Origin of the sequence: Streptomyces sp. NPDC005262 (genome assembly GCF_042872425.1) — a bacterium.
Classification (GTDB): domain Bacteria; phylum Actinomycetota; class Actinomycetes; order Streptomycetales; family Streptomycetaceae; genus Streptomyces.
On the sequence record NZ_JBIAKK010000011.1, the window covers coordinates 124,845 to 149,586 of the forward strand.

The 24,742-nt window shown below is 69.3% G+C and carries 24 protein-coding genes; 4 read left to right on the forward strand and 20 right to left on the reverse strand.

What is annotated here, in order from left to right:
- Positions 1-14: 14 nt before the first annotated feature.
- Together ACFYP5_RS25450 and ACFYP5_RS25455 are read right to left on the reverse strand one after the other, a co-directional pair.
- Positions 15-1,373, reverse strand: a complete 1,359-nt coding sequence (locus ACFYP5_RS25450; protein ID WP_389040164.1) for a class I SAM-dependent RNA methyltransferase — start codon at positions 1,371-1,373, stop codon at positions 15-17.
- Between the two features lie 100 nt (positions 1,374-1,473).
- Complete coding sequence (locus ACFYP5_RS25455; protein WP_389040166.1) at positions 1,474-3,522, reverse strand: APC family permease; 2,049 nt, start codon at positions 3,520-3,522, stop codon at positions 1,474-1,476.
- A 429-nt stretch (positions 3,523-3,951) separates the two neighbouring features.
- Between ACFYP5_RS25455 and ACFYP5_RS25460 the strand changes: the two genes are divergently transcribed.
- Both ACFYP5_RS25460 and ACFYP5_RS25465 read left to right on the forward strand, forming a co-directional pair.
- Complete coding sequence (locus tag ACFYP5_RS25460; protein WP_026242838.1) at positions 3,952-4,620, forward strand: TrkA family potassium uptake protein; 669 nt, start codon at positions 3,952-3,954, stop codon at positions 4,618-4,620.
- Positions 4,620-5,297, forward strand: coding sequence for a potassium channel family protein (locus tag ACFYP5_RS25465; protein WP_389040169.1), 678 nt, complete (start codon positions 4,620-4,622; stop codon positions 5,295-5,297). The genes ACFYP5_RS25460 and ACFYP5_RS25465 overlap by 1 nt, the downstream gene beginning before the upstream one ends.
- Positions 5,298-5,415: 118 nt before the next feature.
- On the opposite strand, the gene ACFYP5_RS25470 is transcribed toward ACFYP5_RS25465, so the two are convergent.
- From ACFYP5_RS25470 to ACFYP5_RS25525, 12 genes are all read right to left on the reverse strand, one after another.
- Complete coding sequence (locus tag ACFYP5_RS25470) at positions 5,416-6,165, reverse strand: DUF3159 domain-containing protein (RefSeq protein ID WP_389040172.1); 750 nt, start codon at positions 6,163-6,165, stop codon at positions 5,416-5,418.
- A gap of 3 nt (positions 6,166-6,168) precedes the next feature.
- On the reverse strand, positions 6,169-6,576 hold the full coding sequence (locus ACFYP5_RS25475) for an OB-fold nucleic acid binding domain-containing protein (protein ID WP_037822942.1): 408 nt from the start codon (positions 6,574-6,576) through the stop codon (positions 6,169-6,171).
- Positions 6,577-6,685: 109 nt separating this feature from the next.
- Entirely contained in the window at positions 6,686-7,378 is a 693-nt protein-coding gene (locus ACFYP5_RS25480) for a response regulator (protein WP_389040176.1), read from the reverse strand.
- A 64-nt stretch (positions 7,379-7,442) separates the two neighbouring features.
- Positions 7,443-9,986 (reverse strand): ATP-binding protein, encoded by a 2,544-nt coding sequence (locus ACFYP5_RS25485; protein ID WP_389040178.1) that lies wholly within the window; start codon positions 9,984-9,986, stop codon positions 7,443-7,445.
- 209 nt (positions 9,987-10,195) lie between these two features.
- Positions 10,196-10,948: an ABC transporter ATP-binding protein gene (locus tag ACFYP5_RS25490; protein ID WP_389040181.1), complete on the reverse strand. Its 753-nt coding sequence runs from the start codon at positions 10,946-10,948 to the stop codon at positions 10,196-10,198.
- Between the two features lie 155 nt (positions 10,949-11,103).
- Positions 11,104-11,772 carry a potassium-transporting ATPase subunit C gene (locus ACFYP5_RS25495; protein WP_389040183.1) on the reverse strand — a complete coding sequence of 223 codons (669 nt, stop codon included), beginning with the start codon at positions 11,770-11,772 and terminating at the stop codon, positions 11,104-11,106.
- Between the two features lie 16 nt (positions 11,773-11,788).
- Positions 11,789-13,915 (reverse strand): potassium-transporting ATPase subunit KdpB, encoded by a 2,127-nt coding sequence (gene kdpB, locus ACFYP5_RS25500; protein ID WP_389040186.1) that lies wholly within the window; start codon positions 13,913-13,915, stop codon positions 11,789-11,791.
- Positions 13,912-15,576 carry a potassium-transporting ATPase subunit KdpA gene (gene kdpA, locus ACFYP5_RS25505; RefSeq protein WP_389040188.1) on the reverse strand — a complete coding sequence of 555 codons (1,665 nt, stop codon included), beginning with the start codon at positions 15,574-15,576 and terminating at the stop codon, positions 13,912-13,914. The genes kdpB and kdpA overlap by 4 nt, the downstream gene beginning before the upstream one ends.
- 7 nt (positions 15,577-15,583) lie before the next feature.
- Positions 15,584-15,673 (reverse strand): K(+)-transporting ATPase subunit F, encoded by a 90-nt coding sequence (kdpF, locus tag ACFYP5_RS25510; protein ID WP_037823947.1) that lies wholly within the window; start codon positions 15,671-15,673, stop codon positions 15,584-15,586.
- A gap of 355 nt (positions 15,674-16,028) precedes the next feature.
- Entirely contained in the window at positions 16,029-16,802 is a 774-nt protein-coding gene (locus ACFYP5_RS25515) for a DUF3710 domain-containing protein (RefSeq protein ID WP_313939589.1), read from the reverse strand.
- Between the two features lies 1 nt (position 16,803).
- Positions 16,804-17,340 (reverse strand): dUTP diphosphatase, encoded by a 537-nt coding sequence (gene dut, locus ACFYP5_RS25520; RefSeq protein WP_030973995.1) that lies wholly within the window; start codon positions 17,338-17,340, stop codon positions 16,804-16,806.
- A complete protein-coding gene (locus ACFYP5_RS25525; protein WP_389040191.1) occupies positions 17,340-17,924 on the reverse strand; it encodes a PaaI family thioesterase in 585 nt (194 codons plus the stop codon). The genes dut and ACFYP5_RS25525 overlap by 1 nt, the downstream gene beginning before the upstream one ends.
- Before the next feature lie 58 nt (positions 17,925-17,982).
- Between ACFYP5_RS25525 and ACFYP5_RS25530 the strand changes: the two genes are divergently transcribed.
- Positions 17,983-18,438 (forward strand): DUF3093 domain-containing protein, encoded by a 456-nt coding sequence (locus ACFYP5_RS25530; protein ID WP_093777250.1) that lies wholly within the window; start codon positions 17,983-17,985, stop codon positions 18,436-18,438.
- 36 nt (positions 18,439-18,474) lie between these two features.
- Here ACFYP5_RS25530 and ACFYP5_RS25535 read toward each other — a convergent pair whose 3' ends face one another.
- The 4 genes from ACFYP5_RS25535 to ACFYP5_RS25550 form a co-directional block, all read right to left on the reverse strand.
- Positions 18,475-19,461, reverse strand: a complete 987-nt coding sequence (locus tag ACFYP5_RS25535) for a hypothetical protein (RefSeq protein WP_389040194.1) — start codon at positions 19,459-19,461, stop codon at positions 18,475-18,477.
- 12 nt (positions 19,462-19,473) lie between these two features.
- Complete coding sequence (locus ACFYP5_RS25540; RefSeq protein ID WP_003965732.1) at positions 19,474-19,770, reverse strand: DUF4193 domain-containing protein; 297 nt, start codon at positions 19,768-19,770, stop codon at positions 19,474-19,476.
- Positions 19,771-20,176: 406 nt separating this feature from the next.
- Positions 20,177-21,412 (reverse strand): HAMP domain-containing sensor histidine kinase, encoded by a 1,236-nt coding sequence (locus ACFYP5_RS25545; RefSeq protein ID WP_267000905.1) that lies wholly within the window; start codon positions 21,410-21,412, stop codon positions 20,177-20,179.
- A 6-nt stretch (positions 21,413-21,418) separates the two neighbouring features.
- Positions 21,419-22,072 carry a response regulator transcription factor gene (locus tag ACFYP5_RS25550; protein ID WP_030927249.1) on the reverse strand — a complete coding sequence of 218 codons (654 nt, stop codon included), beginning with the start codon at positions 22,070-22,072 and terminating at the stop codon, positions 21,419-21,421.
- A gap of 359 nt (positions 22,073-22,431) precedes the next feature.
- Here ACFYP5_RS25550 and ACFYP5_RS25555 point away from each other — a divergent pair, with 359 nt between their 5' ends.
- On the forward strand, positions 22,432-22,605 hold the full coding sequence (locus ACFYP5_RS25555) for a hypothetical protein (protein WP_267000908.1): 174 nt from the start codon (positions 22,432-22,434) through the stop codon (positions 22,603-22,605).
- Between the two features lie 101 nt (positions 22,606-22,706).
- On the opposite strand, the gene ACFYP5_RS25560 is transcribed toward ACFYP5_RS25555, so the two are convergent.
- The gene (locus ACFYP5_RS25560) at positions 22,707-23,525 is read right to left on the reverse strand and encodes an inositol monophosphatase family protein (RefSeq protein WP_389040414.1); all 819 of its coding nucleotides are present in this window, start codon (positions 23,523-23,525) and stop codon (positions 22,707-22,709) included.
- Positions 23,526-23,558: 33 nt separating this feature from the next.
- Complete coding sequence (locus tag ACFYP5_RS25565) at positions 23,559-24,686, reverse strand: ferrochelatase (RefSeq protein ID WP_389040199.1); 1,128 nt, start codon at positions 24,684-24,686, stop codon at positions 23,559-23,561.
- Positions 24,687-24,742: the final 56 nt, after the last annotated feature.

Consider the following 24,742-nt stretch of genomic DNA (forward strand, 5'->3'; position numbering starts at 1 on the left):
CGAGAAACCGCAGGTCAGGCGCCCTTTGCGACAGGTTCAAGGATCGCCACGCACTCCACATGATGCGTCATCGGGAACAGGTCGAACGCACGCAGCGTCCGCACCTTGTAGCCGCCCTCGCGGAAATACGCCAGGTCGCGCGCGAGTGCCGCCGGGTCGCAGGCGACGTAGGCGATGCGGCGGGCGCCGAGGCCGGCGAGGTGCTTCACCGTCTGCTTGCCCGCGCCCGCGCGCGGCGGGTCGAGGACGATCAGGTCGCACTCGGTGATGCCGGTGCGGGGCAGGATCTGCTCGACCTTGCCGTGCTCGATGCGGACCCGGTCGAGGTCCTGGAGGTTGTGGCGGGCGTCCTCGACGGCGCGCTTGCCGGACTCGATGCCGAGGACCGCGCCCTTCTCACCGATGCGCTGGCCGATGGCGCCGGCGAACAGGCCGACGCCGCAGTAGAGGTCGAGGGCCATGTCGTTCTTGCGGGGCAGGAGGCCCTGCATGACGGCGCGCACGAGGGTGTTGGCGGCCTGCGGGTGGACCTGCCAGAAGCCGCCCGAGCCGACGCGGTACGTGCGGTCGTCGGCGCGTTCGCGGACGAAGCCGCGGCCGTGGACCCGGTGGATGCCGCCGTCGCGTTCGTCGACGCGCAGGACGGAGACCGGCTTGTCGAGCTCGACGAGCGGCAGCCGGGCGCCGGGCTTCGGGGTGAGGATGACCTGGCGGTCGTTGGAACCGGTGGCGGTGATGGCTTCCACCGAGGCCATGCCGGTCCAGTCGCGCTTCTCGATGCCGAGTTCCGAGACGCCGGGCGCCGCGATCATGCAGTGCTCGATCGGTTCGACGTCGTGCGAGCGGTGCTTGCGCAGGCCGGCCCGGCCGTTCTCGTCGATGGCGTACTGGACGCGGGTGCGCCAGGCGGGCACCTCACCCTTCGGGAGCTTGTCCCCCTCGGCCGGCATGACCGTGCCGTCCCAGCCCGCCTCTTCGGGGGTGAGCCCGGCGAGACGCTGGAGCTGTTCGGCGATGACTTCGCCCTTGAGCCGGCGCTGTGCGCCCGGCTTGGCGTGCTGCCAGTCGCAGCCGCCGCACTTGCCGGGGCCGGCGTACGGGCAGGGCGCCTCGACGCGGTCCTTGGACGGTTCGATGATCGTGACGGCGTCGGCGCGCAGGAAGCGGGAGTCCTTGTCGCCGTCGGTGATCCTGGCGATGACCTTCTCGCCGGGGAGCGTGTGCCGTACGAAGAGGACCTGCCCCTCCGAGGTACGGGCGATGCAGTGGCCGCCGTGTGCGACGGGGCCCACCTCGACCTCGTACTCCTCGCCGATCAGTGAGTCCCCGGTCTGCGAGTCCTCGGCCGGCGACGAGGTGGATTCGTTCTGCATGAGGGGGTGGCTCCAGAGATCAAAGGAAAACGGCCGGACAACAACCCACAAGTCTACGTGGGTGGTGTCCGGCCGCTTACCACTTGCGGGGCGCGGAGAGTCAGCTCTTGCTGCTGGGCTCCTTGGTCCTGCGCTCCACGGGGCCCCGGCGAACCGATCCAGGAGCGTTCCATTCGGCACGCTTCCTGGCGCGCTTCTTCGCGGCCTCGGAGGACTCCAGCTGGTACGGGACGGACGTCACCATCACGCCCGGGGTGAACAGCAGCCGCCCCTTGAGGCGCAGGGCGCTCTGGTTGTGCAGCAGATGCTCGTACCAGTGCCCGACCACGTACTCCGGGATGTAGACGCTGACCACGTCGCGCGGGCTCTCCCGGCGCAGGCCCTTCACGTAGTCGATGACCGGCCGGGTCACCTCGCGGTACGGGGAGTCGAGGATCTTCAGCGGGATGTTGATGCCGCGCCGCTCCCAGTCCGCCTTGAGCGCCTTGGTCTCGGCCGGGTCGACGCTGATGGAGAGCGCCTCCAGGTGGTCGGAGCGGATCAGCTTGGCGTACGCGAGTGCGCGCAGCGTGGGCCGGTGCAGCTTGGAGACCAGGACGATCGAGTGGACCCGGGAGGGCTTCATGCTGTCGTCGGACGGGGCCTCGTCGGCGGAGATCTCCTCGGCGACGCGGTCGTAGTGCCTGCGGATCGCGGTCATCGTCCCGTAGAAGATCACCATGCCGAGCAGCGCCACCCAGGCGCCGTGGGTGAACTTGGTGGCGAGTACGACGACGAGCACCAGGCCGGTGAAGAACGCGCCGAAGGTGTTGATCGCGCGGGAGCGGATCATGTGGCGGCGCTTGGCCGGGTCCTTCTCGGTCCTCAGATGACGGTTCCAGTGCCGGACCATGCCGGTCTGGCTGAGGGTGAAGGAGACGAACACGCCGACGATGTACAGCTGGATCAGCCGGGTCGAGTCGGCGCCGTAGATCCAGGTGAGCAGGATGGCCGCGCCGGCCAGCAGCACGATGCCGTTGGAGAAGGCGAGCCGGTCGCCGCGGGTGTGCAGCTGGCGGGGCAGGTACCGGTCCTGGGCGAGGATCGAGCCGAGCAGCGGGAAGCCGTTGTACGCGGTGTTGGCGGCCAGGAAGAGCACGAGTGCGGTGGCCCCGGCGAGGATGATGAAGAGGAACGAGCCGTCACCGAAGACGGCGGCCGCGACCTGGGAGATCACCGGGTCCTGGACGAAGCTCGAACCGACGGCGGCTCCGTTGTGGATCAGGTCCTGGGCCGGGTTCTCGGCCATCTTCACATCGGTGGCCATGGCCAGGCCGATGATGCCGCAGAACATCGTGACGGCGAGCAGGCCCATCATCGCGAGCGTGGTCGCGGCGTTCTTGCTCTTCGGCTTGCGGAAGGCGGGCACACCGTTGCTGATCGCCTCGACGCCGGTGAGCGCCGCACAGCCGGAGGAGAACGCCCGCAGCAGCAGGAAGACGAGGGCGAAGCCGGCGAGGCCCTGGTGCTCGGGCTTGATCTCGTAGTCCGAGGTCGGGGCGTGCATGGTGTCGCCGAGGACCAGACCGCGGAACGCGCCCCAGACGATCATGACGAAGACGCCGGCCACGAAGAGATACGTGGGGATGGCGAAGAGCTTGCCGGACTCCTTGACGCCCCGCAGGTTCATCAGGGTCAGCAGTACGATGGCCGCGATCGCGCAGAGCGTCTTGTGCTCGACTACGAACGGGATCGCGGAGCCGAGGTTCTCCACGCCGGAGGCGATCGACACGGCGACGGTCAGGACGTAGTCCACCAGCAGGGCGCTGGCGACGGTCAGACCGGCCTTGGGGCCGAGGTTGGTGGTGGCGACCTCGTAGTCGCCGCCGCCGCTCGGGTAGGCATGCACGTTCTGCCGGTACGAGGCGACGACCGTGAACATCAGGACCACGACAGCGGCCGCGATCCACGGGCTGAAGTGGTACGCCGACACGCCCGCGATGGACAGCACGAGGAGGACTTCTCCTGGTGCGTACGCCACCGAGGACAGCGGGTCGGATGCGAAGACGGGGAGGGCGATGCGCTTGGGGAGGAGCGTTTCCCCCAGCTTGTCGCTGCGCAACGCCCGGCCGATCAGGATCCGTTTGGGCACGTCGGTCAGTTTGGACACGCTGAGGATCGTAAGGGTTCCGTATGGAGGCCGCCGACGCACCACCCCTGCGGTCCTGCAATCTCCTGCACTCAGCCGAAATCGGCACGGAATCCTTAACGGAATCCTTGCACTCCCCCCTTATGGCATGAGCGCGCTGTAACCGTTCCGTTCCGGTTGGCCACGGGGGCGGAGGTAACGGACGGTGGCGTTCCAGTGGATCTCTCTTCACCGCTGCTCGGTCACCTGCTCCTCTTTACCGCGCCTTTGCAGCTACGGCCGTGGCGAAAGCACACTCGAATGAGGCAACGCGTCGGTGGCCGCATAAGCTCATCCCGGGCAACGCCGGAAAACGTTGCCCCGTTGTTTGCCCGGCAAGCCGAGGAAAGAGTGTGAGCAGGGTGTTTTCGCAGGTCAGCCGGACGACCAGGACTGCGAGGTAGGCGCAAGGTGCACATCGTCATCATGGGCTGCGGGCGAGTAGGAGCCGCTCTCGCGCAGACCCTGGAGCAGCAGGGGCACACGGTCGCCGTGATCGACCAGGACCCCACGGCGTTCCGCCGTCTCGGGTCGGGGTTCGGTGGCCGCCGCGTCACCGGCGTCGGCTTCGACCAGGACACCCTCCGTGAGGCGGGTATCGAGGAGGCCGGCGCGTTCGCCGCGGTGAGCAGCGGCGACAACTCGAACATCATCGCCGCCCGGGTGGCCCGCGAGATGTTCGGCATCGAGAACGTCGCGGCGCGGATCTACGACCCGCGGCGCGCCGAGGTCTACCAGCGCCTCGGCATCCCCACGGTCGCCACCGTGCGCTGGACGGCGGACCAGATGCTGCGGCGGCTGCTGCCCTCGGGCGCCGAGCCGCTGTGGCGCGACCCGAGCGGCGGTGTTCAGCTCGCCGAGGTGCACACCACCCCGTCCTGGATCGGGCACAAGATCAGCACGCTGCAGGAGGAGACGGGTGTCCGCGTGGCGTTCCTCACCCGATTGGGCGAAGCCATTCTGCCGTCGTCGCAGACGGTGCTGCAGGAGGGCGATCTCGTCCACGTGATGATGCGTACGGACGAGATCGCGAAGGTCGAGGCGGCCTTCGCCGAGGGTCCTGAGGAGGGCGGTCACTGATGCGTGTCGCGATTGCCGGGGCCGGCGCGGTGGGCCGCTCCATCGCCGGCGAGCTGCTGGAGAACGGCCACGAGGTGCTCCTCGTGGACAAGGCGCCGACCGCCATTTCGGTGGAGCGGGTGCCCATGGCCGAGTGGCTGCTCGCGGATGCCTGTGAGATCACCTCGCTGGACGAGGCGGCGCTCCAGCGCTGCAACGTCGTGATCGCCGCGACCGGCGACGACAAGGTGAACCTGGTCGTCTCGCTGCTCGCGAAGACCGAGTACGGCGTGCCGCGGGTCGTCGCCCGGGTCAACAACCCGAAGAACGAGTGGCTGTTCAACGAGTCCTGGGGCGTCGATGTCGCGGTCTCCACGCCGCGTCTGATGTCCGCGCTGGTCGAGGAGGCGGTGAGCGTCGGCGATCTGGTCCGGCTGCTGCGCTTCAGCCACGGCGACGCCAACCTGGTCGAGCTGACGCTGCCCCCGGAGTCGGCGCTGGCCGGTACCCAGGTCGGCGATGTGGCGTGGCCCGAGGACACCTCTCTGGTCACCATCATCCGCGGTACGCGGGTGCTGACCCCGGGCTCGGAGGAGACGCTGGAGGCCGGTGACGAGCTGCTGTTCGTGGCCGCCCAGGCGCGCGAGGAGCAGCTGGAGGACCTGCTGTCGGTGCGTCGCGAGGTCGCCGACGGCTGAGGACGGCCGGCCGGCTGACCGGCCTCGCCTTCGGTACGTCGTACCGCAGGGCATCTCGTACGACGAAGGGGCCCGGAACCGTTGTCACGGTTCCGGGCCCCTTCGCTGTCGCTGCCGGTCAGGCCTCGGTGTTGCGGGCCGCGGCGGCTGCCTCCTTGCGGGCCTTCTCGGCCTGCTCCTCCGCCTCCATCTCGGCGAAGACGTCGATGGGCGGCGGCGCCTTGGCGAGGAAGACCCAGGTCAGGTACACCGCGAGCAGGAACGGCGGGATCTTCAGGGCGACCAGGACCCAGCCGAGCTGGGCGGTGTCGGCCCACCAGTAGAGCGGGAAGAGGATCGCGCACTTGGCGAGCAGTATCAGGCCCCAGGCCCAGCTGGCCTTGGCGTACGCCTTCTTGCGGCCGGGGTTCCGGGTGCGCCAGGAGAGGTTCTCCTTGAAGACCGGCCCGAGGATCAGCCCTATCAGTGGCACGCCGGCGATCGTCGTGACGATGTAGGCGAGGGCCAGGCCCAGCGTGTAGATCATGCCGGGCAGGTAGAAGTCCTTGGCGTTGCCCGTCATCATCGCGAAGACCACACCGAAGGCGACGCCGAAGACCCCGCTGAAGGCGTGCTTGACGGTGTCCTTGCGGATCAGCCGTACGGCGACGAGGACCAGGGACACCGCCAGGGCCGCGATGGCCGAGGTGTGCAGGTCCTTGTTGATGGTGAAGATCGTGACGAAGAGCAGCCCGGGCAGGACTGTCTCCACCATCCCGCGGATGCCGCCGAACGCCTCGAAGAGGGCGGCTTCGGTGACCGCCTTCGCGTCGGCCTCCTGCTGGTCGGTGCGGTCCGTATCGGGTGTCGGCTTGTCGAGAGACGTCACCGGCTACTCCTTGCCGAGCGGTCGGAGTTCGTATTTGGGGTTGAACAGCACCCGGCGTCCGTGGCTCATGGCGATCCGGCCGGAGGCGATGAGCTTACGGCCCGGTTCTATGCCCACGATGGAACGCCTGCCCAGCCAGACGACGTCCAGCGGGGCGGTGCCGTCGAAGAGCTCCGCCTCCAGGGCGGGCACTCCGGCGCGCGGCCGCAGGGTGACGGTCCGCAAGGTACCAGTCACCTTGACGATCTGGCGGTCGTTGCATTCGGAGATCCGCGTGCATCCCGATGCCTGCGAGTCCTCCTGCAGCTCCTCCGATTCCAGGTCTTGCTGGGAGCTGGACAGCCGGTCGAGCATCCGACGGAAGCGGCCGGACGGCCGCTCCGCCTTCTCGGAACGAGGGACAGCACTCATACCCGAAGGGTACCGGGCCAGGGTGGTCCGGGCAGGTGTCCGTTCTCTCACCCTGACGGGCGACTCGCGAGGGAGCGAAGCTGACGGTAGTCCGCCGCACGCACGGTGCTCAGCCGCGTTCGAAGCGGTAACCCATGCCCGGTTCGGTGACGAAGTGCCGGGGGTGCGAGGGGTCCGCCTCCAGCTTGCGCCGGAGCTGGGCCATGTAGACCCGCAGGTAGTTGGTCTCGGTGCCGTACGAAGGCCCCCACACCTCCTGCAGCAGCTGCTTCTGGCTGACCAGCCGGCCGCTGTTGCGGACCAGCACCTCCAGCAGATGCCACTCGGTCGGGGTGAGCCGCACGTCGCGGCCATCGCGTTGTACCTTCTTCGCCGCCAGGTCGACGGTGAACCCCTCGGTCTCGACCATCACGATGTCGTCGGCGCCGTCCTGACCCACCGGTTCGGCCCGCCGGACCGAGGCACGTAGCCGGGCCAGCAGCTCGTCCATGCCGAACGGCTTCGTGACGTAGTCGTCGGCTCCCGCGTCCAGCGCCTCGACCTTCTCGTCGGAGGTGTGGCGGGCGGACAGCACCAGGATCGGCACCCGGGTCCAGCCGCGCAGCCCCCTGATCACTTCCACGCCGTCCATGTCCGGCAGTCCGAGGTCGAGGACGACCACATCGGGGTGACGCGCGGCGGCGAGCTGGAGGGCCGTCGCACCGTCGGGCGCCGCGTCCACCTCGTACTTGCGCGCCTTCAGATTGATCACGAGGGCGCGTACGATCTGCGGCTCGTCGTCGACCACAAGCACCCGGGTCATCGGGAACCTGCCTTTCTGCTGTACGGAATTGCTGCGGGGAGCACTACGGGTATCACTGCGGCGATCACGAGACGGCCTGTGCGGGCAGATCGGTACCGGTCGGAACGTATCCCGACACCGCCTTGAGCGTCAGGACCATGGTCATGCCACCACCCGGAGTGTCCTCCGCGTCGAGGGTGCCGCCCATGGACTCCACGAAGCCGCGGGCGACGGCGAGCCCCAGGCCGACTCCGGCGCCGCGCGGGGCGTCGCCGTAACGCTGGAAGGGCTCGAAGATCCGCTCCTTGCCCTCGTCGGGGACGCCGGGACCGCGGTCGGCCACCCGGAGCTCGACCCGGGCGCCGAGCGCGCTGGCAGCCACGGTGACGCGCTCCCCGCCGGGGCTGTACTTGACGGCGTTCTCGACGATGTTCGCGACGGCCCGCTCCAGCAGCCCCGGGTCGACGGCGACCATCGGCAGCGTCTCGGGGATGTCCAGGTCGACGCTGCCCTCCGGTACGCCTCCGAGCGCCATCGGGACCACCTCGTCGAGGTCGATCTCCCGGATCAGCGGGGTGACGGTGCCGGTCTGCAGCCTCGACATGTCGAGGAGGTTGCCGACCAGGTGGTCGAGACGGTCGGCGCCGTTCTCGATGCCTTCGAGGAGCTCCGCCTCATCCGCCTCCGACCAGGCCACGTCGTCGGAGCGCAGCGAGGTGACCGCCGCTTTGATGGCGGCCAGCGGGGTCCGCAGATCGTGGCTGACGGCGGCGAGGAGCGCGGTCCTTATCCGGTTCCCCTCGGCGAGCCGCCGGGCCTCCTCCGCCTCCCCGACCAAGCGCTGCCGGTCGAGTACGACGGCGGCCTGGGCGGCGAACGCGCCGAGCACCCGGCGGTCCTCGGCGGGCAGCACCCGGCCCGAGAGCGCGAGCGCCATGTGGTCGCCGACGGGCATGTCCACATCGGCGTCCTCGGGGCGGGAGACGGGCGCAGGTCCGACGCTGCCCGCACAGGTCCACGGGTCGACGTCGCTGCGCCGCTCCAGGAGCGCCACGGACTCCATGGCGAAGGTCTCGCGGACCCGGTCCAGCAGGGCGTCCAGGGTGGTCTCGCCGCGCAGCACACTGCCGGCCAGGAAGGACAGGATCTCGGACTCGGCACGCAATCGGGCCGCCTGATGGGTACGGCGGGCCGCCAGGTCGACAACGGAGGCCACTGCCACCGCGACCGCGAAGAAGATCACGATGGCGACGAAGTTCCTCGGGTCCTGCACCGTCAGGGTGTGGGTCGGCGGGGTGAACCAGTAGTTCAGCAGCAGCGAGCCGACGGCCGCGGAAGCGAGGGCGGGCAGCAGCCCACCGAGCAGGGCCGCGGCGACCGTCATGAAGAGGAAGAGCAGGACGTCGTTGGCGAGCCCCGGACCGTTCGTCATGCTGGTCAGGAGCAGCGTGAGCAGGACCGGACCGCCGACGCCGGTCAACCAGCCCCAGATGATCCGGGCCCGGCCGAGCCGGGCGCCGCGGGCGATCGGCAGTCCGCGGCCCTTGGCGACCTCGTCGTGCGTGACGATGTGGACGTCGAGGTCGGGGCCGGACTCGCGGGCGACGGTGGCGCCGACGCCGGGCCCGTAGATGTATTGCCAGGCCTTGCGACGGCTGGAGCCGAGGACGATCTGGGTGGCGTTGACACCCCGGGCGAACGCAAGGAGGGCCGAGGGTATGTCGTCGCCGATGACGTGGTGGAACGTACCGCCGAGGTCCTCGACGAGAGTGCGCTGAGCGGTGAGTTCCTTGGGCGACGCGGAGGTCAGTCCGTCGCTGCGGGCGATGTAGACGGCGAGGATCTCGCCGCCGGAGCCTTTGGCGGCCATCCGGGACGCGCGGCGGATGAGCGTACGGCCCTCGGGTCCGCCGGTGAGCCCGACGACGATGCGTTCGCGAGCCTGCCAGGTGGTGCTGATGTTGTGTTCGCCGCGGTACTGCTGGAGGTACTCGTCGACCCGGTCCGCGACCCAGAGCAGGGCGAGCTCGCGCAGAGCGGTGAGGTTGCCCGGGCGGAAGTAGTTGGACAGGGACGCGTCGATCCGGTCCGGCTTGTAGATGTTGCCGTGGGCCATCCGGCGGCGCAGCGCCTGGGGCGACATGTCGACCAGCTCGATCTGGTCCGCCCGGCGGACGACCTCGTCGGGGACGGTCTCGCGCTGCCGCACGCCGGTTATCGACTCGACGACGTCGCCGAGCGACTCCAGGTGCTGGATGTTGACGGTGGAGACGACGTCGATGCCCGCCTGGAGGAGCTCTTCGACGTCCTGCCAGCGTTTGGCGTTGCGGGAGCCCGGGACATTGGTGTGCGCCAGTTCGTCCACCAGGGCGACGGCCGGGGCACGGTCCAGGACTGCGTCGACATCCATCTCGGTGAAGACGGTGTCGCGGTATTCGATCGCGCGACGCGGGACCTGCTCCAGGCCGTGCAGCATCACCTCGGTGCGCGGCCGGTCGTGGTGTTCCACGAACCCGACGACGCAGTCGGTGCCCCGCTCCACCCGGCGGTGCGCCTCGGAGAGCATCGCGTACGTCTTGCCGACGCCCGGTGCCGCGCCCAGGTAGATCCGAAGCTTGCCGCGTGCCATGGCCCCATTGTCTTTCAGATGAACGACTGCGGCCGATGCGGCAGCCCGCTGACGAAGCTACCTCGAATATTTGCGACAAAGGGGACGCAAGGTCGGACAGGAGACCGAATTGACAGAATTCTGATGCGCCGGAACCGAGAGGCAGTGCATATCACGACAGGTGACGACAAAAGGTGCCCAGGCGAACCCGGACACCCCTCCCCCGCCGCCTACGCGTGCTGTTCGGCGATGAGCCCGTCACTCAGCTCCAGCACCCGGTCCGCCAGCCCCAGCAACTGCGCATCGTGCGTCGCCACCAACGCCGTCACCCCCTCGCTCCGGACCACCGCCCGCAACAGTTCCATCACGGCGAGCCCCGTCTCCGCGTCGAGCTGCCCCGTCGGCTCGTCCGCGATCAGCAGCGCGGGCCGGTTGGCGAGCGCACGGGCGATGGCGACGCGCTGCTGCTGGCCGCCGGAGAGCTCCCCGGGCCGCTGCGCACCGTGGTCGCCGAGCCCGACCAGGGAGAGCAGCAACGCCACCCGGTCCTCCCGCTCGCGTGGGTCCGCCTTGCGCAGCCGCATCGGTACGCCGACGTTCTCCGCGGCGGTCAGGATCGGGATCAGACCGAACGACTGGAAGATGAAGCCGATCCGGTCCCGGCGCAGCTCCAGCAGCCCGTCCTCGCCGAGCTCGGAAAGGTCCGTGCCGTCGACGGTGATCCGGCCGCGGTCGGGGCTGTCGAGGCCGCCGACCAGGTTCAGCAGGGTCGTCTTGCCGGAGCCCGAGCGCCCCTTGAGTGCGACGAGTTCACCGCGCGGCACGTCGAGGGAGATCCCGCGCAGCGCGTGGACGGCGCCCGCGCCGGTTCCGTACGAGCGGTGCAGGCCCTCGATGCGGACCATCGGCCCGCGGGCCGGGCCCTCGGCGACCGCCGTGCCGCCCTGGCCGCCTGTGCTCTTTGCGCCGGTGCTGTCGGTCATGCGCTCCCCCATGCGTGGTCGGTCCCGTCGGCCGCCAGTATGTGCATGCGGCACACGGACGGGCAATGCCCGAGATCCACCGGGCGGGCACGGCGCCGGGCCGCCGTGGTCCGTACAGCATGACCACGGCGGCCCGGCGCATCCGTCGACGAGAATCAACCCTCGTTCACCAGCTCCTTGAGTGCGATGTTGAGCTCCAGGACGTTGACCTGCGGTTCGCCCACGAATCCGAGGATCCGGCCGTCGGTGTGCTGTTCCACCAGCTTCTCCACCTGGTCGACGCCGAGGTGGTTCCGCTCGGCGACGCGGCGCACCTGGAGCTGCGCGTACTGCGGGGAGATGGCCGGGTCGAGACCGGAGCCGGAGGAGGTGACGGCGTCGGCCGGCACGTCCGAGGGGCTGACCGGGTGGCCGGGCACGGAGTTGTCCTTGACGACGGCGGCCTTGGCGGCGGTGACCCAGTCGATCAGGTCCTTGTTGTCGCCGGACCGGTTGGTCGCGCCGGACAGGATCAGCTTGTACTGGGTGTTGACGCTGTTGGTGCCGAGTCCGTTGGACGGGCGCGGCTGGAACCACTTGAGGTCCGGGGCCGCGGTCTCCTCACCCTTCTTCAGCGGCAGGTCGTAGCGCTGGCCGATGAGTTCTGAGCCGACGACCTTGCCGTTCGCCGTGATCTCGGAACCGTTGGCCTTGCCCGGGAGGATGCCCTGGGCGACACCGGTGACGGCGAGCGGGTAGATCACGCCGCAGACGATGGTGAGGACGAGCAGGGCGCGCAGCCCGGCCCAGAGCAGCCGAACGGTGTTGCCTGCGGAGTTGTTCATGGAGGTCATGGCGCGATCAGCCGATTCCGGGAATGAGGGAGAGGATCAGGTCGATGATCTTGATGCCGATGAACGGGGCGACCAGGCCGCCGAGTCCGTAGATCCCGAGGTTGCGGCGGAGCATCGAGTCGGCGCTGCTCGGCCGGTAGCGAACGCCCTTCAGGGCGAGCGGCACCAGCGCGATGATGATCAGCGCGTTGAAGACGACCGCGGACAGGATCGCGGACTGCGGCGAGGACAGCTGCATGATGTTCAGCTTGTCCAGGCCCGGGTAGACCACCGCGAACATCGCCGGGATGATCGCGAAGTACTTCGCGACGTCGTTGGCGATCGAGAAGGTGGTCAGGGCGCCGCGGGTGATCAGCAGTTGCTTGCCGATCTCGACGATCTCGATGAGCTTGGTCGGGTTGGAGTCCAGGTCCACCATGTTCCCGGCCTCCTTGGCGGCCGAGGTGCCGGTGTTCATGGCCACGCCGACATCGGCCTGGGCGAGCGCCGGTGCGTCGTTCGTACCGTCACCGGTCATCGCGACGAGCTTGCCACCCGCCTGCTCACGCTTGATGAGGGCCATCTTGTCCTCGGGCGTGGCCTCGGCGAGGAAGTCGTCGACCCCCGCCTCCTCGGCGATGGCCTTCGCGGTCAGCGGGTTGTCGCCCGTGATCATGACCGTCTTGATGCCCATCCGACGCAGCTCGTCGAACCGCTCCCGCATGCCCTCCTTGACGACGTCCTTGAGGTGGATGACACCGAGGACGCGGGCGCCCCGCTCGTCGTCGACGGCGACGAGCAGCGGGGTGCCGCCCGCCTGGGAGATCCGGTCCGTGAGCGTGCGGGCGTCCGGCGAGACGGTGCCGCCCCGCTCCTCGACCCAGGCGACGACCGAGCCGGTCGCACCCTTGCGGATCCTGCGTCCCTCGACGTCCACACCCGACATCCGGGTCTGCGCGGTGAAGACGACCCACTCGGCCCCGACGAGCTGGCCCTGGTGGCGTTCGCGAAGCCCGTACTCGTCCTTCGCGAGTACGACGACGGAGCGGCCCTCGGGCGTCTCGTCGGCGAGCGAGGAGAGCTGTGCGGCATCCGCCAGCTCGGCCTCCGTCGTGCCCTTGACAGGTACGAACTCGGCGGCCTGCCGGTTGCCGAGCGTGATCGTGCCGGTCTTGTCGAGCAGCAGCGTCGACACATCGCCGGCGGCCTCGACGGCACGTCCCGACATGGCGAGCACATTGCGCTGGACGAGACGGTCCATACCCGCGATGCCGATGGCGGAGAGCAGCGCGCCGATCGTGGTCGGGATCAGACAGACCAGCAGCGCGGTCAGCACGATCATCGACTGCCGCTGTCCCGCGTAGATCGCGAACGGCTGCAGGGTGACGACGGCCAGCAGGAAGACGATGGTGAGGGACGCGAGCAGGATGTTCAGCGCGATCTCGTTGGGCGTCTTCTGCCGGGAGGCACCCTCCACCAGGCTGATCATCCGGTCGATGAACGTCTCGCCGGGCTTGGTGGTGATCTTGACGACGATGCGGTCGGATAGCACCTTCGTGCCACCTGTGACCGCGCTGCGGTCACCGCCCGACTCCCGGATGACCGGCGCCGACTCCCCGGTGATGGCGGACTCGTCCACGCTGGCGACACCCTCGACGACGTCACCGTCGCCGGGGACGATGTCGCCGGCCTCGCAGACCACCAGGTCGCCGATGCGCAGATCGGTGCCCTGTACGAGCTCCTCGTTCTTCCCGACGAGGCGGCGCGCGACGGTGTCGGTCTTGGCCTTGCGCAGCGTGTCGGCCTGGGCCTTGCCGCGGCCCTCGGCGACCGCCTCCGCCAGGTTGGCGAAGATCGTGGTGAGCCACAGCCACGCGGCGATCGCCCAGCCGAACCAGTCGGTCGGGTCCAGGGCGGCCAGAACGGTGGTGAGCACCGAACCGGCCAGGACCACGAACATCACCGGTGACTTGACCATCACCCGGGGGTCGAGCTTGCGTACCGCGTCGGGGAAGGACTTGAGCAGCTGCTTGGGGTCGAACAGACCCCCGCCGACGCGTCCTTCGGGACGGTGACCGGTAGGCGCGTACTGGTGCGGTGCCCGGTCGTTGGTGACAGTGGACATCGAGTCCTCTTGCTTCAGTTTCGTGGTCATGACGCCAGCCCCTCGGCCAGCGGTCCCAGTGCGAGCGCCGGGAAGAAGGTCAGACCGGTGACGATCAGGATCGTGCCGACCAGCAGACCGGTGAACAGCGGCTTGTGCGTGCCGAGCGTGCCGACGGTCGCCGGGACGGGCTTCTGCTCGGCGAGCGAACCCGCCAGCGCCAGAACGAACACAATGGGCAGGAACCGGCCCAGCAGCATCGCGAGCCCGATGGTGGTGTTGAACCACTGCGTGTCCGCGTTCAGACCCGCGAACGCCGAACCGTTGTTGTTGGCACCCGAGGTGTACGCATACAAAATCTCGGAGAACCCGTGCGCACCGGAGTTCGTCATCGAATGGACCGGGGTGGGCAGGGCCATCGCCGCGGCGGTGAAGCAGAGCACCAGCGCAGGCGTGATCAGGATGTAGCAGGCCGCGAGCTTGATCTCACGGGTGCCGATCTTCTTGCCGAGATACTCCGGCGTACGGCCGACCATCAGACCCGCGATGAACACCGCGATGATCGCCATGATCAGCATCCCGTACAGACCCGAGCCGGTACCACCCGGAGCGATCTCACCGAGCTGCATGCCCAGCATGGTGATACCACCGCCGAAACCGGTGAACGAGGAGTGGAACGAGTTCACCGCACCCGTCGAGGTCAGCGTGGTGGCCACCGCGAAGATCGACGAGCCACCGACCCCGAAGCGGGTCTCCTTGCCCTCCATCGCCCCGCCCGCGATGTCGAACGCGGGCCCGTGGTGGGCGAACTCGGTCCACATCATCAGCGCGCTGAAGCCGAGCCAGATCACGCCCATCGTCGCCAGGATCGCGTAGCCCTGCTTGAGGGAGCCGACCATCCGGCCGAACGTACGGGTCAGCGCGAACGGGATGACCAGGATCAGGAAGATCTGGAGAAGGTTGGAGAGCCCGTTGGGGTTCTCGAACGGGTGGGCCGAGTTGGCGTTGAAGTAACCGCCACCGTTGGTACCCAGCTCCTTGATCGCCTCCTGCGAAGCGACCGCACCGCCGTTCCACTGCTGCGAGCCGCCCATGAACTGGCCGACACCGTGGATACCGGCGAAGTTCTGGATCGCACCACACGCGACCAGGGCGATGGCGCCGACCACCGCGATCGGCAGCAGGATCCGTACGGTGCCGCGTACCAGGTCGGACCAGAAGTTGCCGAGCTCACCGGTACGCGAGCGGGCAAAGCCCCGCACCAGCGCCACCGCCACCGCAATACCCACCGCGGCCGAGACGAAGTTCTGCACCGCAAGGCCGCCGGTCTGGAGGACATGGCCCATGGCCTGCTCGCCGTAGTACGACTGCCAGTTGGTGTTCGCGACGAAGGACGCCGCCGTGTTGAACGCCTGGTCCGGATCGATCGAGGCGAAGCCGAGCGAGCCGGGCAGACCGCCCTGGACACGCTGCAGCAGGTAGAGGAAAAGGACGCTCACCGCGGAGAACGCCAGGACACCGCGCAGATAAGCGGGCCAGCGCATCTCCGTATCCGGATTCGCACCGATGGACTTGTAGATCCACTTCTCGACTCGCAGATGTTTCTTCGAGGAGTAGACGGCGGCCATGTAGTCACCGAGGGGGCGATACACCAGGCCCAGCGCCACCACGAGCGCGAGCAGCTGGAGCACACCAGCGAGGACGGGGCTCATATCGGGCTCAGAACCTCTCCGGGTACAGAAGGGCGAGGACGAGATAGCCCAGCAGGGCGACGGCCACGATCAGACCGACAACGTTCTCGGCAGTCACAGCTTCGCCACCCCCTTGGCGACGAGAGCCACCAGCGCGAAGACCGCGATCATGGTGACGACGAAGGCCATGTCGGCCACCGTGTACTCCTAGATGAGGTTCGGATTTTCGGACCTCTTGAGCAAACCCTCGTCCCGAGCCCCTGTGGCCTGCGTTGATGCCTTCCTTACGGGGAGGGGCGCGCCCTTGACGGCGCCCATACGTGCCGCATACGCGCCCCATATACGCGCCGGTACGCGCACCGCGCGGGCACGCAGAAGGGCCGCGCGGGCACGCAGAAGGCCGGTGGGCCGTACTTCCCTCGAAGGGAAGCACGGCCCACCGGCCTGAGCTGTCTCGAGCCGCGGTCGGCGGCTCAGCGCACCTCGGTGATCTCGGGTCCGCGCTGGAGCTGACCCATGCCACCGGAGAACTTCGAGCCCTCCTGGTCCTCCTGCTGCACGCCCTCGGGCACCATCTGGGCGTCGTTGGGGAGCTTGAGGACGATCGGGTCGCGCGGCGCCATCGGGCCCTCGCCACGGACGACCACGGTGTCCCGGAAGATGGTTTCCAGCAGTCCGGCGGCCTCCGGCTGCACGGCTCCCTGACCGGAGATCACTCCGCGCAGGAACCAGCGGGGCCCGTCGACGCCGACGAAGCGCACCAGCTGCACGCCGTTCGTCCCGTCCGGAAGCTGTACGGGGACCTGCGCCCGCAGCTCCCAGCCCAGCGGGCCCTCGAGCTCGTCGATGATCCCGCCCTGCTTGGTGATGCCGGTGGCGATCTCCTCGCGGACCTCGCCCCAGATGCCCTCCTTCTTGGGGGCGGCGAAGGCCTGCAGCTGGATCGCGCTGTCGCGCAGCACGACGGTGGCGGCGACGATCGCGTCTCCGGCGACCTCGACGCGCAGCTCCATGCCCTCGACCCCGGGGACGAAGATGCCGCCCAGATCGACCCGGCCCTCGCCGGGCTGGGAGACCTCGTCGATGTCCCACGGTCCGTCCGGCCGCGGCGCCGGCGGGAGATTCACCCGGCGCGCACCGCTCTCGGCGGCGTCGGTGTCATCGAGCTCGTCGACGACCTGCTCGGCCTCGCGCGCTTCGTCCGCCACGTCCTCGGCGGAACCACTCTTCTTGCGACGTCCGAACACGTCACTGTCCTTCCCGGTCGGGTACGACCGAAGCGTAGCTGTTCCCGCCCTGGGTGATCCCGCCCCTGACGCCATCAACATCATCACCGGTGGCATGCCCGCCGGTGGATCCGAAACCACCCTCGCCCCGGGCCGAGCCGGGCAGCTCCGACACCTCGTGGAAGCGCACCTTCTCGACCTGCTGGACGACCAGTTGGGCAATCCGGTCGAACCGCTCGAACCGTACGGTCTCGCGCGGGTCGAGATTGATGACGATCACCTTGATCTCTCCACGGTACCCGGCATCAACCGTCCCCGGGGCATTCACGAGCGCGACTCCGCAGCGTGCTGCGAGGCCGGACCGTGGGTGCACGAAAGCGGCGTAACCGTCGGGCAGGGCGATCGACACGCCGGTGGGCAGCACCACCCGTTCCCCGGGGGCGAGTTCGGCGGCCTCGGTGGTCACCAGGTCGGCCCCCGCGTCGCCCGGGTGCCCATATGCCGGAATCGGCACCTCCGGATCGACCCGGCGAATAAGTACGTCGACGGGATGGCGCATCACGGGTTCACCTCGAAGGCGCGGACACGCTTGGACTGGTCCGGGTCGGCCATCGCGGCCTGGATCTCGGCCGGGCGGCCGTTCTCGATGAAGTGGTCGACCTTGACCTCGATGAAGAGGGCCTCGGCGCGGACCGCGACGGGCCCGTCCGGGCCGCCGATCCGGCCGGTCGCACGGGAGTAGATCTTCCGGCCGTGCACGGCGGTGATCTCGGCGTCCAGGTGCAGCACGGTGCCCACCGGCACCGGACGCACGAAGTCGGTCTCCAGCCGTCCGGTCACCGCGATCACCCGCAGCAGCCAGTTCAGCGAGCCGAGCGTCTCGTCCAGCGCGGTGGCCAGTACGCCGCCGTGCGCCAGTCCCGGAGCGCCCTGGTGTGCGGGCTTCACGGTGAACTCGGCGGTGACACTCACACCCTCGCCGGCCCGCGCCTGGAGGTGCAGGCCGTGTGCCTGCCCCCCGCCGCAACCGAAACAGTGTTCGTAGTGCGAACCGAGGAGCTCGCCGGGGGCCGGGGCGTCGGGGTGCCGGTCCGGTTTCACCGCGCCGGCCGGTGGCTTCAGAGCCGCAGATGTTCCACTCACAGGCGCAGACCTTACCCGCGCGGGTACCCGCAGGTCGCGCCGTGCCAAGCTTGGGTTCATGCAGCCTTCCACCCCGCCTTTCGACGAACGTCTGACCGCGCCCCGTTCGTGGTGGCTCATCGCCTTCCTGATCGGCGTCGCCTGCGCCCTGATGCTGCTGCCCCTCGGCACCCTGCCGCTGCTGGCCGGTCTGGTCGGCGGCACGGCCCTGGCCTCGCTCGCCGTCAGCTCGTACGGCTCCGCCCGGATCCGGGTGGTGGCGGGCGCCCTGGTCGCCGGCGACGCCCGGATCCCGGTGTCGGCGCTCGGCGCGGCCGAGGCGCTGGACGCCGAGGAGGCGCGCGCGTGGCGCTCGTACAAGGCGGACACGCGCGCGTTCATGCTGCTGCGCAGCTACATCCCCACAGCGGTACGGGTGGAGGTCACGGACCCGCAGGACCCGACCCCGTACGTGTATCTGTCGACCCGGGAGCCGCAGGCCCTGGTGGCTGCGCTCACGGCGGTTCGGGCGTAGGACGCGCGGCCGGCGGCTGCCGGGGCGCGGGAGGGCTCAGCCCTCGATCTCCTTCGGGAGGTCCTTGTGCAGCTTCCGGGGCCGCTCCAGCGGCGGCTGCTCCGGAAGCCGGTCCCAGGGGACCTGGCGCTTGCGCAGGTCCTTCCTGACCCGCTCGGCAAGCTTCTTCGTGTCGCGGCGGTTCATCATCGCGCCGACGGCGGCGCCGACCATGAACGGGATCAGGTTCGGCAGATCGCGCGCCATGCGCTTCATGATCTGCTGGCGCAGCTCCCGCTTCATCTGGCCGCCCAGCGCCGCATTGATCGTCGTGGGGTGGCTGGCGTCGATGCCGCGCTCCTCCGTCCAGGAGGTGAGGTACGCGGTGCTGCGCTGGGTGAGGCCGCCCGGCGGGCGCTGACCGTAGACCTCGTGCAGTTCGGCCACGAGCTTCATCTCGATCGCGGCCACGCCGGTGATCTCCGCGGCCAGCTCGGCGAGCATGGCCGGCGGTACGGGCATCATGGCCGCCGCCCCGATACCGGCGCCTACGGTGGCCGTGCCCTTGCTCGCGCCTGCGATGAGTTTGTCGGCGAGCTCCTCGGGACCGAGTCCCGGGAACTGCCGGCGCAGGGTGGCAAGGTCGCGCACAGGGACGCGGGGAGCCGTTTCGATGATCCGGTCGGCGATATGACCGATCGCCGCCCTGGCGCTCTCCCCGCTCTTGCGGACGCCCCGTTTCACTGAATGCAGACGGCCTGCCCCGGTCACGGGCTCCGTCGTGTCGACCTGCTGCTCGGCCGCGTCGACTGCTGGTGCTGCTACTTGCCCTGCTCGTGCCACCTCTGCCGCGATGGCGGCTTCCACTGCTTCGAGCGAGGCCCAGCGGCCCCGCTCGTCGTCAGACTCGCCCGGAGGGAGTGGCAGGGCGGACCGCTCGGCAGGCGCTGCTACGCCTTCCACCGGGCCTGTACCGCCCTGATACGCCTCCGACGACCTCTTACGCCACAAGCGCCGCTTCCGGAACGGTGTGTCGCCTGCCACGGCCGACCGAACCTAGTCGCAGTCGCGGCAGATCGGCTGGCCGTTCTTCTCGCGGGCCAGCTGGCTCCGGTGGTGCACGAGGAAGCAGCTCATGCACGTGAACTCATCGGCCTGCTTGGGCAGAACCCTTACAGCGAGCTCCTCATTGGACAGGTCTGCGCCGGGCAGCTCCAGTCCTTCGGCCGCGTCGAACTCGTCGACGTCGACGGCGGACGCCGTCTTGTCGCTCCGACGTGCCTTGAGCTCTTCAAGACTGTCCTGGTCGACGTCGTCATCGGTCTTGCGTGGGGTGTCGTAATCCGTTGCCATTTGTCGCACTCCCCCTCTGGGTGTCTGCGGTGTCTCAGCGCACGTAACGCGTGAGAGGCCGGACTTGTGCCCGACCCGAGGCGGAGATTTTGCCTCACATCAAGGTCTGTTACTCAATCGACACCCGAGCGGACCTCTCGAGAGCGATCGGCTTGGGTGGCGAAGGGGACCGTACACGGTCCGAGCGCCATGCTTCACGGGCGCCACCCCGTGTACTTCCCGTGATATCGACCCCCGAAAACCCCGACTTTTGCCGGATTTTTGGTGGGAGGCCTGATCACGGAGCGTGGATGGTTCGAAATTCGCTCCTGTGATCGATCACACACGGCTCTTCCGGGCACGGGTCCCGAAAATTCCGCTCAAAGCGAACAGGGCGATCTGTGTGCGAATCGCTCGGACCAGCCTCTCAGACAGGCAGGGTGACGCGCATCACGAGACCACCACCCTCACGGGGCTCCGCGATGATACGGCCGCCATGAGCGCGCGCCACGGACCGTGCGATCGACAGGCCGAGCCCGACCCCCTTGTCGCTGCCCGTTCGCTCCGTACGGAGCCGCCTGAAGGGCTCGAAGAGGTTGTCGATCTCGTACGCCGGCACCACCGGGCCGGTGTTCGAGACCACCAGCACCGCCTGCCCCGGCTGCAGCTCGGTGGTGACCTCCACCCAGCCCTCCTCCGGGACGTTGTAGCGCACGGCGTTCTGCACGAGGTTCAGCGCGATCCGCTCCAGCAGCACACCGTTGCCCTGGACGACGGCGGGCACGATCTCGCCACGGAACTCGACGCCCTTCTCCTCGGCCTCGCCGCGCGTCTGGTCGAGGGCCCGGGAAGCGACCTCGGCCAGGTCGACCGGTTTTCGCTCGATGATCTGGTTGTCGCTCCGGGCGAGCAGCAGCAGGCCCTCGACCAGCTGTTCGCTGCGCTCGTTGGTGGCCAGCAGGGTCTTGCCGAGCTGCTGGAGCTCCGGCGGCGCCTGCGGGTCGGAGAGATGGACCTCCAGCAGCGTGCGATTGATCGCGAGCGGGGTGCGCAGCTCGTGCGAGGCGTTCCCGACGAACCGCTGCTGTGCGGTGAAGGCCCGTTCCAGCCGGTCGAGCATGTCGTCGAAGGTGTCGGCGAGCTCCTTGAGCTCGTCGTCCGGACCGTCCAGCTCGATCCGCCGGGACAGGTCCGTACCGGCGACCTGGCGGGCGGTCCTGGTGATCCGGCCCAGCGGGGAGAGCACCCGCCCCGCCATGGCGTAGCCGAAGGCGAAGGCGATGACGCTCAGGCCGACGAGGGCCAGCAGCGAGCGGTTCAGGAGCGTGTCGAGCGCCTGCTGCCGCTGATGGTTGACGCACGAGTTCATGGCCGCGTTGACAGCGCTCGGCGACGATCCCTCACCGGACAGGTTGCACACGTCGCTGGACACCTGGCCGCTGACGATCTTGAACGGCAGCTCGCTGCCCACGTGCAGGGCCTGTGCGGCCAGCATGTAGATGATCGACAGCAGCAGGATGCCGGCGATCAGGAACATCCCGCCGTACAGGAGGGTGAGCCGTATCCGGATGGTCGGGCGCAGCCAGGGGTACGGGGGCTCCAGCTGTTTGGGGTCCCAGGTGGGCTTCGGGGGCGCCGTGGGCGGCGCCGGGGCGGCGGACACCGGCCGTCAGATCCGGTAGCCGGAGCCGGGCACGGTGACGATCACCGGCGGCTCTCCGAGTTTGCGGCGCAGCGTCATGACCGTCACCCGCACGACGTTGGTGAACGGGTCGGTGTTCTCGTCCCAGGCCTTCTCCAGCAGCTGCTCCGCCGAGACGACCGCTCCCTCGCTGCGCATGAGCACCTCCAGCACGGCGAACTCCTTCGGCGCGAGCTGGATCTCGTGCTCGTCCCGGAAGACCTCGCGGCGGTTGGGGTCCAGCTTGATGCCGGCGCGCTCCAGGACGGGCGGCAGCGCGACCGTCGTACGGCGCCCGAGGGCCCGTACCCGCGCGGTCAGCTCGCTGAAGGCGAACGGCTTGGGCAGATAGTCGTCGGCGCCGAGCTCCAGGCCCTCCACACGGTCGCTGACGTCCCCGGATGCGGTGAGCATGAGCACCCGGGTCGGCATGCCCAGCTCGACGATGCGACGGCAGACGTCGTCGCCGTGCACCAGGGGGAGGTCCCGGTCCAGCACCACCACGTCGTAGTCGTTGACCTCGATGCGCTCCAGGGCGGCCGCACCGTCGTACACGACGTCGACGGCCATGGCCTCCCGGCGCAGTCCGGTGGCCACCGCATCGGCGAGCAGCTGCTCGTCCTCCACGACGAGTACGCGCACGGCGCTGTCCTTCCCTTGAAACTTCAGAACGTCCGAATGAGCGCACGGACCGTGATCCGGGGCCGCTCAGCAGCACTGTCTGTGCGGCACCATCCTGCCCGCAACGCGTATAAACCGGCGGTAAGGCGGCGCGGCACGACCTGCGGCTTCCGGGAATTCACCGGATTTCCGGGCCAGTTGAGGTTTCTCTGAGCCTGGGGCTGGGGAGGACGAATTCACACCCGCGATCACGCCATGTATGTGGCACTCCACGGCCGCTCCGTCCCCCGGAGAGTGCGTGATCACCCGCCCTACCGCCCTCGGCGGAGGGAAACCCGGGCACACCCCCGTGCCACCGACCCACGATGAGGGGGCGCACTATGGACGCTTTCACCGCAGGTCTGCTGCAACGAATCAGAACGACTGAGTCCGACCTCACCCGTGCTCGTGAGACGGGCGACGACTTCCTCGCGGACGTCGAGCAGGGAGAACTCGACGACCTGCACCGTCTGGCCGCCGAACACGGCGTCGAAATCGGCGCCACGGCCGTCTGAGTCGTCGGCACAGGGCCCCGGCGTCGCTGGCGACGCCGGGGCCCTGTGCCGTCCGTGGCGGTCCGCCGCAGCCCGGACCAGGGGCTTCGCCGACGGTGCTGTCAGTCGTGCCAGGCGCCCAGCTCCTCCAGCAGCGCCTGCAGAGGCTCGAAGACACCCGGCGTGGCGGCCAGCGTCAGCTCGCCGTCGGCGGCCAGCCCGGGCCGCCCGCCGGTGCGGGCGCCCGCCTCCCGGGCGATCAGGTCACCGGCCGCGAGGTCCCAGGGGTGGAGGCCGCGCTCGTAGTAGCCGTCCAGCCGGCCGGCGGCGACGTCGCAGAGATCGATGGCGGCCGAGCCGCCGCGCCGGATGTCGCGCAGCTTCGGGATCAGCTGCTGGACGACATCCGCCTGATGCCTACGGACGTCTGTGACGTAGTTGAAGCCGGTGGAGACCAGCGCCTGATCGAGCGGCGGCGCGGGCCGGCTGCGCAGCGCGGCACCCTCGCCGTACGCCCCGCCGTTTGCGTACGCACCGCCGCCGACGACCGCGAAGTACGTCTCGCCGCGCATCGGGGCCTCCACCACGCCCACGACCCGCTCGCCGTTCCGCTCGGCGGCGATCGAGACGGCCCATGTCGGCAGTCCGTAGAGGTAGTTCACGGTGCCGTCGAGCGGGTCGATGACCCAGCGGACGCCGCTGCTGCCCGCGGAGCTGGCGCCCTCCTCACCGAGGAACCCGTCCTGGGGGCGGTGCTCGGCAAGGAAGCCGGTGATCAGCTTCTCGGCTGCGATGTCCATCTCGGTGACGACATCGATGGGGCTCGACTTCGTCGCGGCCACGCCCAGATCGGCGGGGCGGCCGTCGCGCAGCAGCGCACCGGCGCGCCGGGCAGCCTCCCGTGCGAGGTCGAGCAGTTCGGACAGGGCGGGGTCGGTCACAGAGGACACAGGGGTCACAGCGGTACAGCGCTCCTAGGCGTAGGGACTGTCGGCGCCCGCCGCGGCGGGCTTGAGGGCACGGGCCGGGCAGCAGCCGACGGGACAGAGGTCGTGGCTCGGGCCGAGCGCCCCGAGCGCGCACCGCTCCACCGGGCGTCCCTGGTCGGTGGCGGCGCGCTCCAGCACCAGCTCGCGCACGGCCGCGGCGAACCGCGGGTCGGCGCCGACCGTCGCGGACCGGCGGACGGGCAGGCCGAGCTCGGCGGCCTTCGCGGTGGCCTCGGTGTCGAGGTCGTACAGGACTTCCATGTGGTCCGAGACGAAGCCGATGGGGGCCATCACCACGGCGGGCACGCCGTCCCCGTGGAGCGTCTCCAGGTGGTCGCAGATGTCGGGCTCCAGCCACGGGATGTGCGGGGCACCGCTGCGCGACTGGTAGACGAGCCGCCACGGGTGGTCGGTGCCCGTCTGCTCACGGACCGCGTCGACGATCAGCCGTGCGACGTCGAGATGCTCGGCCACATAGGCGCCACCGTCGCCGTGCGTCTCCTCGGGACCTGAGGTCTCGGCGGCGGAGGTGGGGATGGAGTGCGTGGTGAAGGCGAGGTGCGCCCCGGCCCTGACGTCCTCGGGAAGATCGGCCAGCGACTTCAGTACGCCGTCCACCATGGGCCGTACGAAGCCGGGGTGATTGAAGTAGTGCCGGAGCTTGTCGACGCGTGGCACCGGCAGCCCTTCGGCCTCCAGCACGGCCAGCGACTCGGCGAGGTTCTCGCGGTACTGACGGCATCCGGAGTACGAGGCGTAGGCGCTGGTGGCGAGGACGGCGACGCGGCGGTGCCCGTCGGCGACCATCTCGCGCAGGGTGTCGGTGAGGTACGGGGCCCAGTTGCGGTTGCCCCAGTACACCGGCAGATCGAGCCCGTGTTCCGCGAAGTCCTTGCGCAGGGCGTCCAGCAGGGCCCTGTTCTGGGCGTTGATCGGGCTGACGCCGCCGAACAGGAAGTAGTGCTTGCCGACCTCCTTGAGCCGCTCCTCGGGGATGCCGCGGCCGCGCGTCACGTTCGCCAGGAACGGGACCACGTCATCCGGACCTTCGGGTCCGCCGAAGGAGAGCAGCAGCAGGGCGTCGTAGGGAGCGGGGGCGCACAGATCGGACATGGGAACGATCCTGCCACCCGCCTGTGACAGCGCGTCGACCGACGTCCACCGGCGCG

Coding starts and splice junctions, on each gene's coding strand:
- ACFYP5_RS25450 (WP_389040164.1), bottom strand. CDS start 1,373: ATGCAGAACGAATCCACCTCGTCGCCGGCCGAGGACTCGCAGACCGGG.
- ACFYP5_RS25465 (WP_389040169.1), top strand. CDS start 4,620: ATGCGTGTCGCGATTGCCGGGGCCGGCGCGGTGGGCCGCTCCATCGCC.
- ACFYP5_RS25475 (WP_037822942.1), bottom strand. CDS start 6,576: ATGAGTGCTGTCCCTCGTTCCGAGAAGGCGGAGCGGCCGTCCGGCCGC.
- ACFYP5_RS25480 (WP_389040176.1), bottom strand. CDS start 7,378: ATGACCCGGGTGCTTGTGGTCGACGACGAGCCGCAGATCGTACGCGCC.
- ACFYP5_RS25485 (WP_389040178.1), bottom strand. CDS start 9,986: ATGGCACGCGGCAAGCTTCGGATCTACCTGGGCGCGGCACCGGGCGTC.
- ACFYP5_RS25490 (WP_389040181.1), bottom strand. CDS start 10,948: ATGACCGACAGCACCGGCGCAAAGAGCACAGGCGGCCAGGGCGGCACG.
- ACFYP5_RS25495 (WP_389040183.1), bottom strand. CDS start 11,772: ATGAACAACTCCGCAGGCAACACCGTTCGGCTGCTCTGGGCCGGGCTG.
- kdpB (WP_389040186.1), bottom strand. CDS start 13,915: ATGACCACGAAACTGAAGCAAGAGGACTCGATGTCCACTGTCACCAAC.
- kdpA (WP_389040188.1), bottom strand. CDS start 15,576: ATGAGCCCCGTCCTCGCTGGTGTGCTCCAGCTGCTCGCGCTCGTGGTG.
- dut (WP_030973995.1), bottom strand. CDS start 17,340: ATGCGCCATCCCGTCGACGTACTTATTCGCCGGGTCGATCCGGAGGTG.
- ACFYP5_RS25530 (WP_093777250.1), top strand. CDS start 17,983: ATGCAGCCTTCCACCCCGCCTTTCGACGAACGTCTGACCGCGCCCCGT.
- ACFYP5_RS25540 (WP_003965732.1), bottom strand. CDS start 19,770: ATGGCAACGGATTACGACACCCCACGCAAGACCGATGACGACGTCGAC.
- ACFYP5_RS25555 (WP_267000908.1), top strand. CDS start 22,432: ATGGACGCTTTCACCGCAGGTCTGCTGCAACGAATCAGAACGACTGAG.
- ACFYP5_RS25565 (WP_389040199.1), bottom strand. CDS start 24,686: ATGTCCGATCTGTGCGCCCCCGCTCCCTACGACGCCCTGCTGCTGCTC.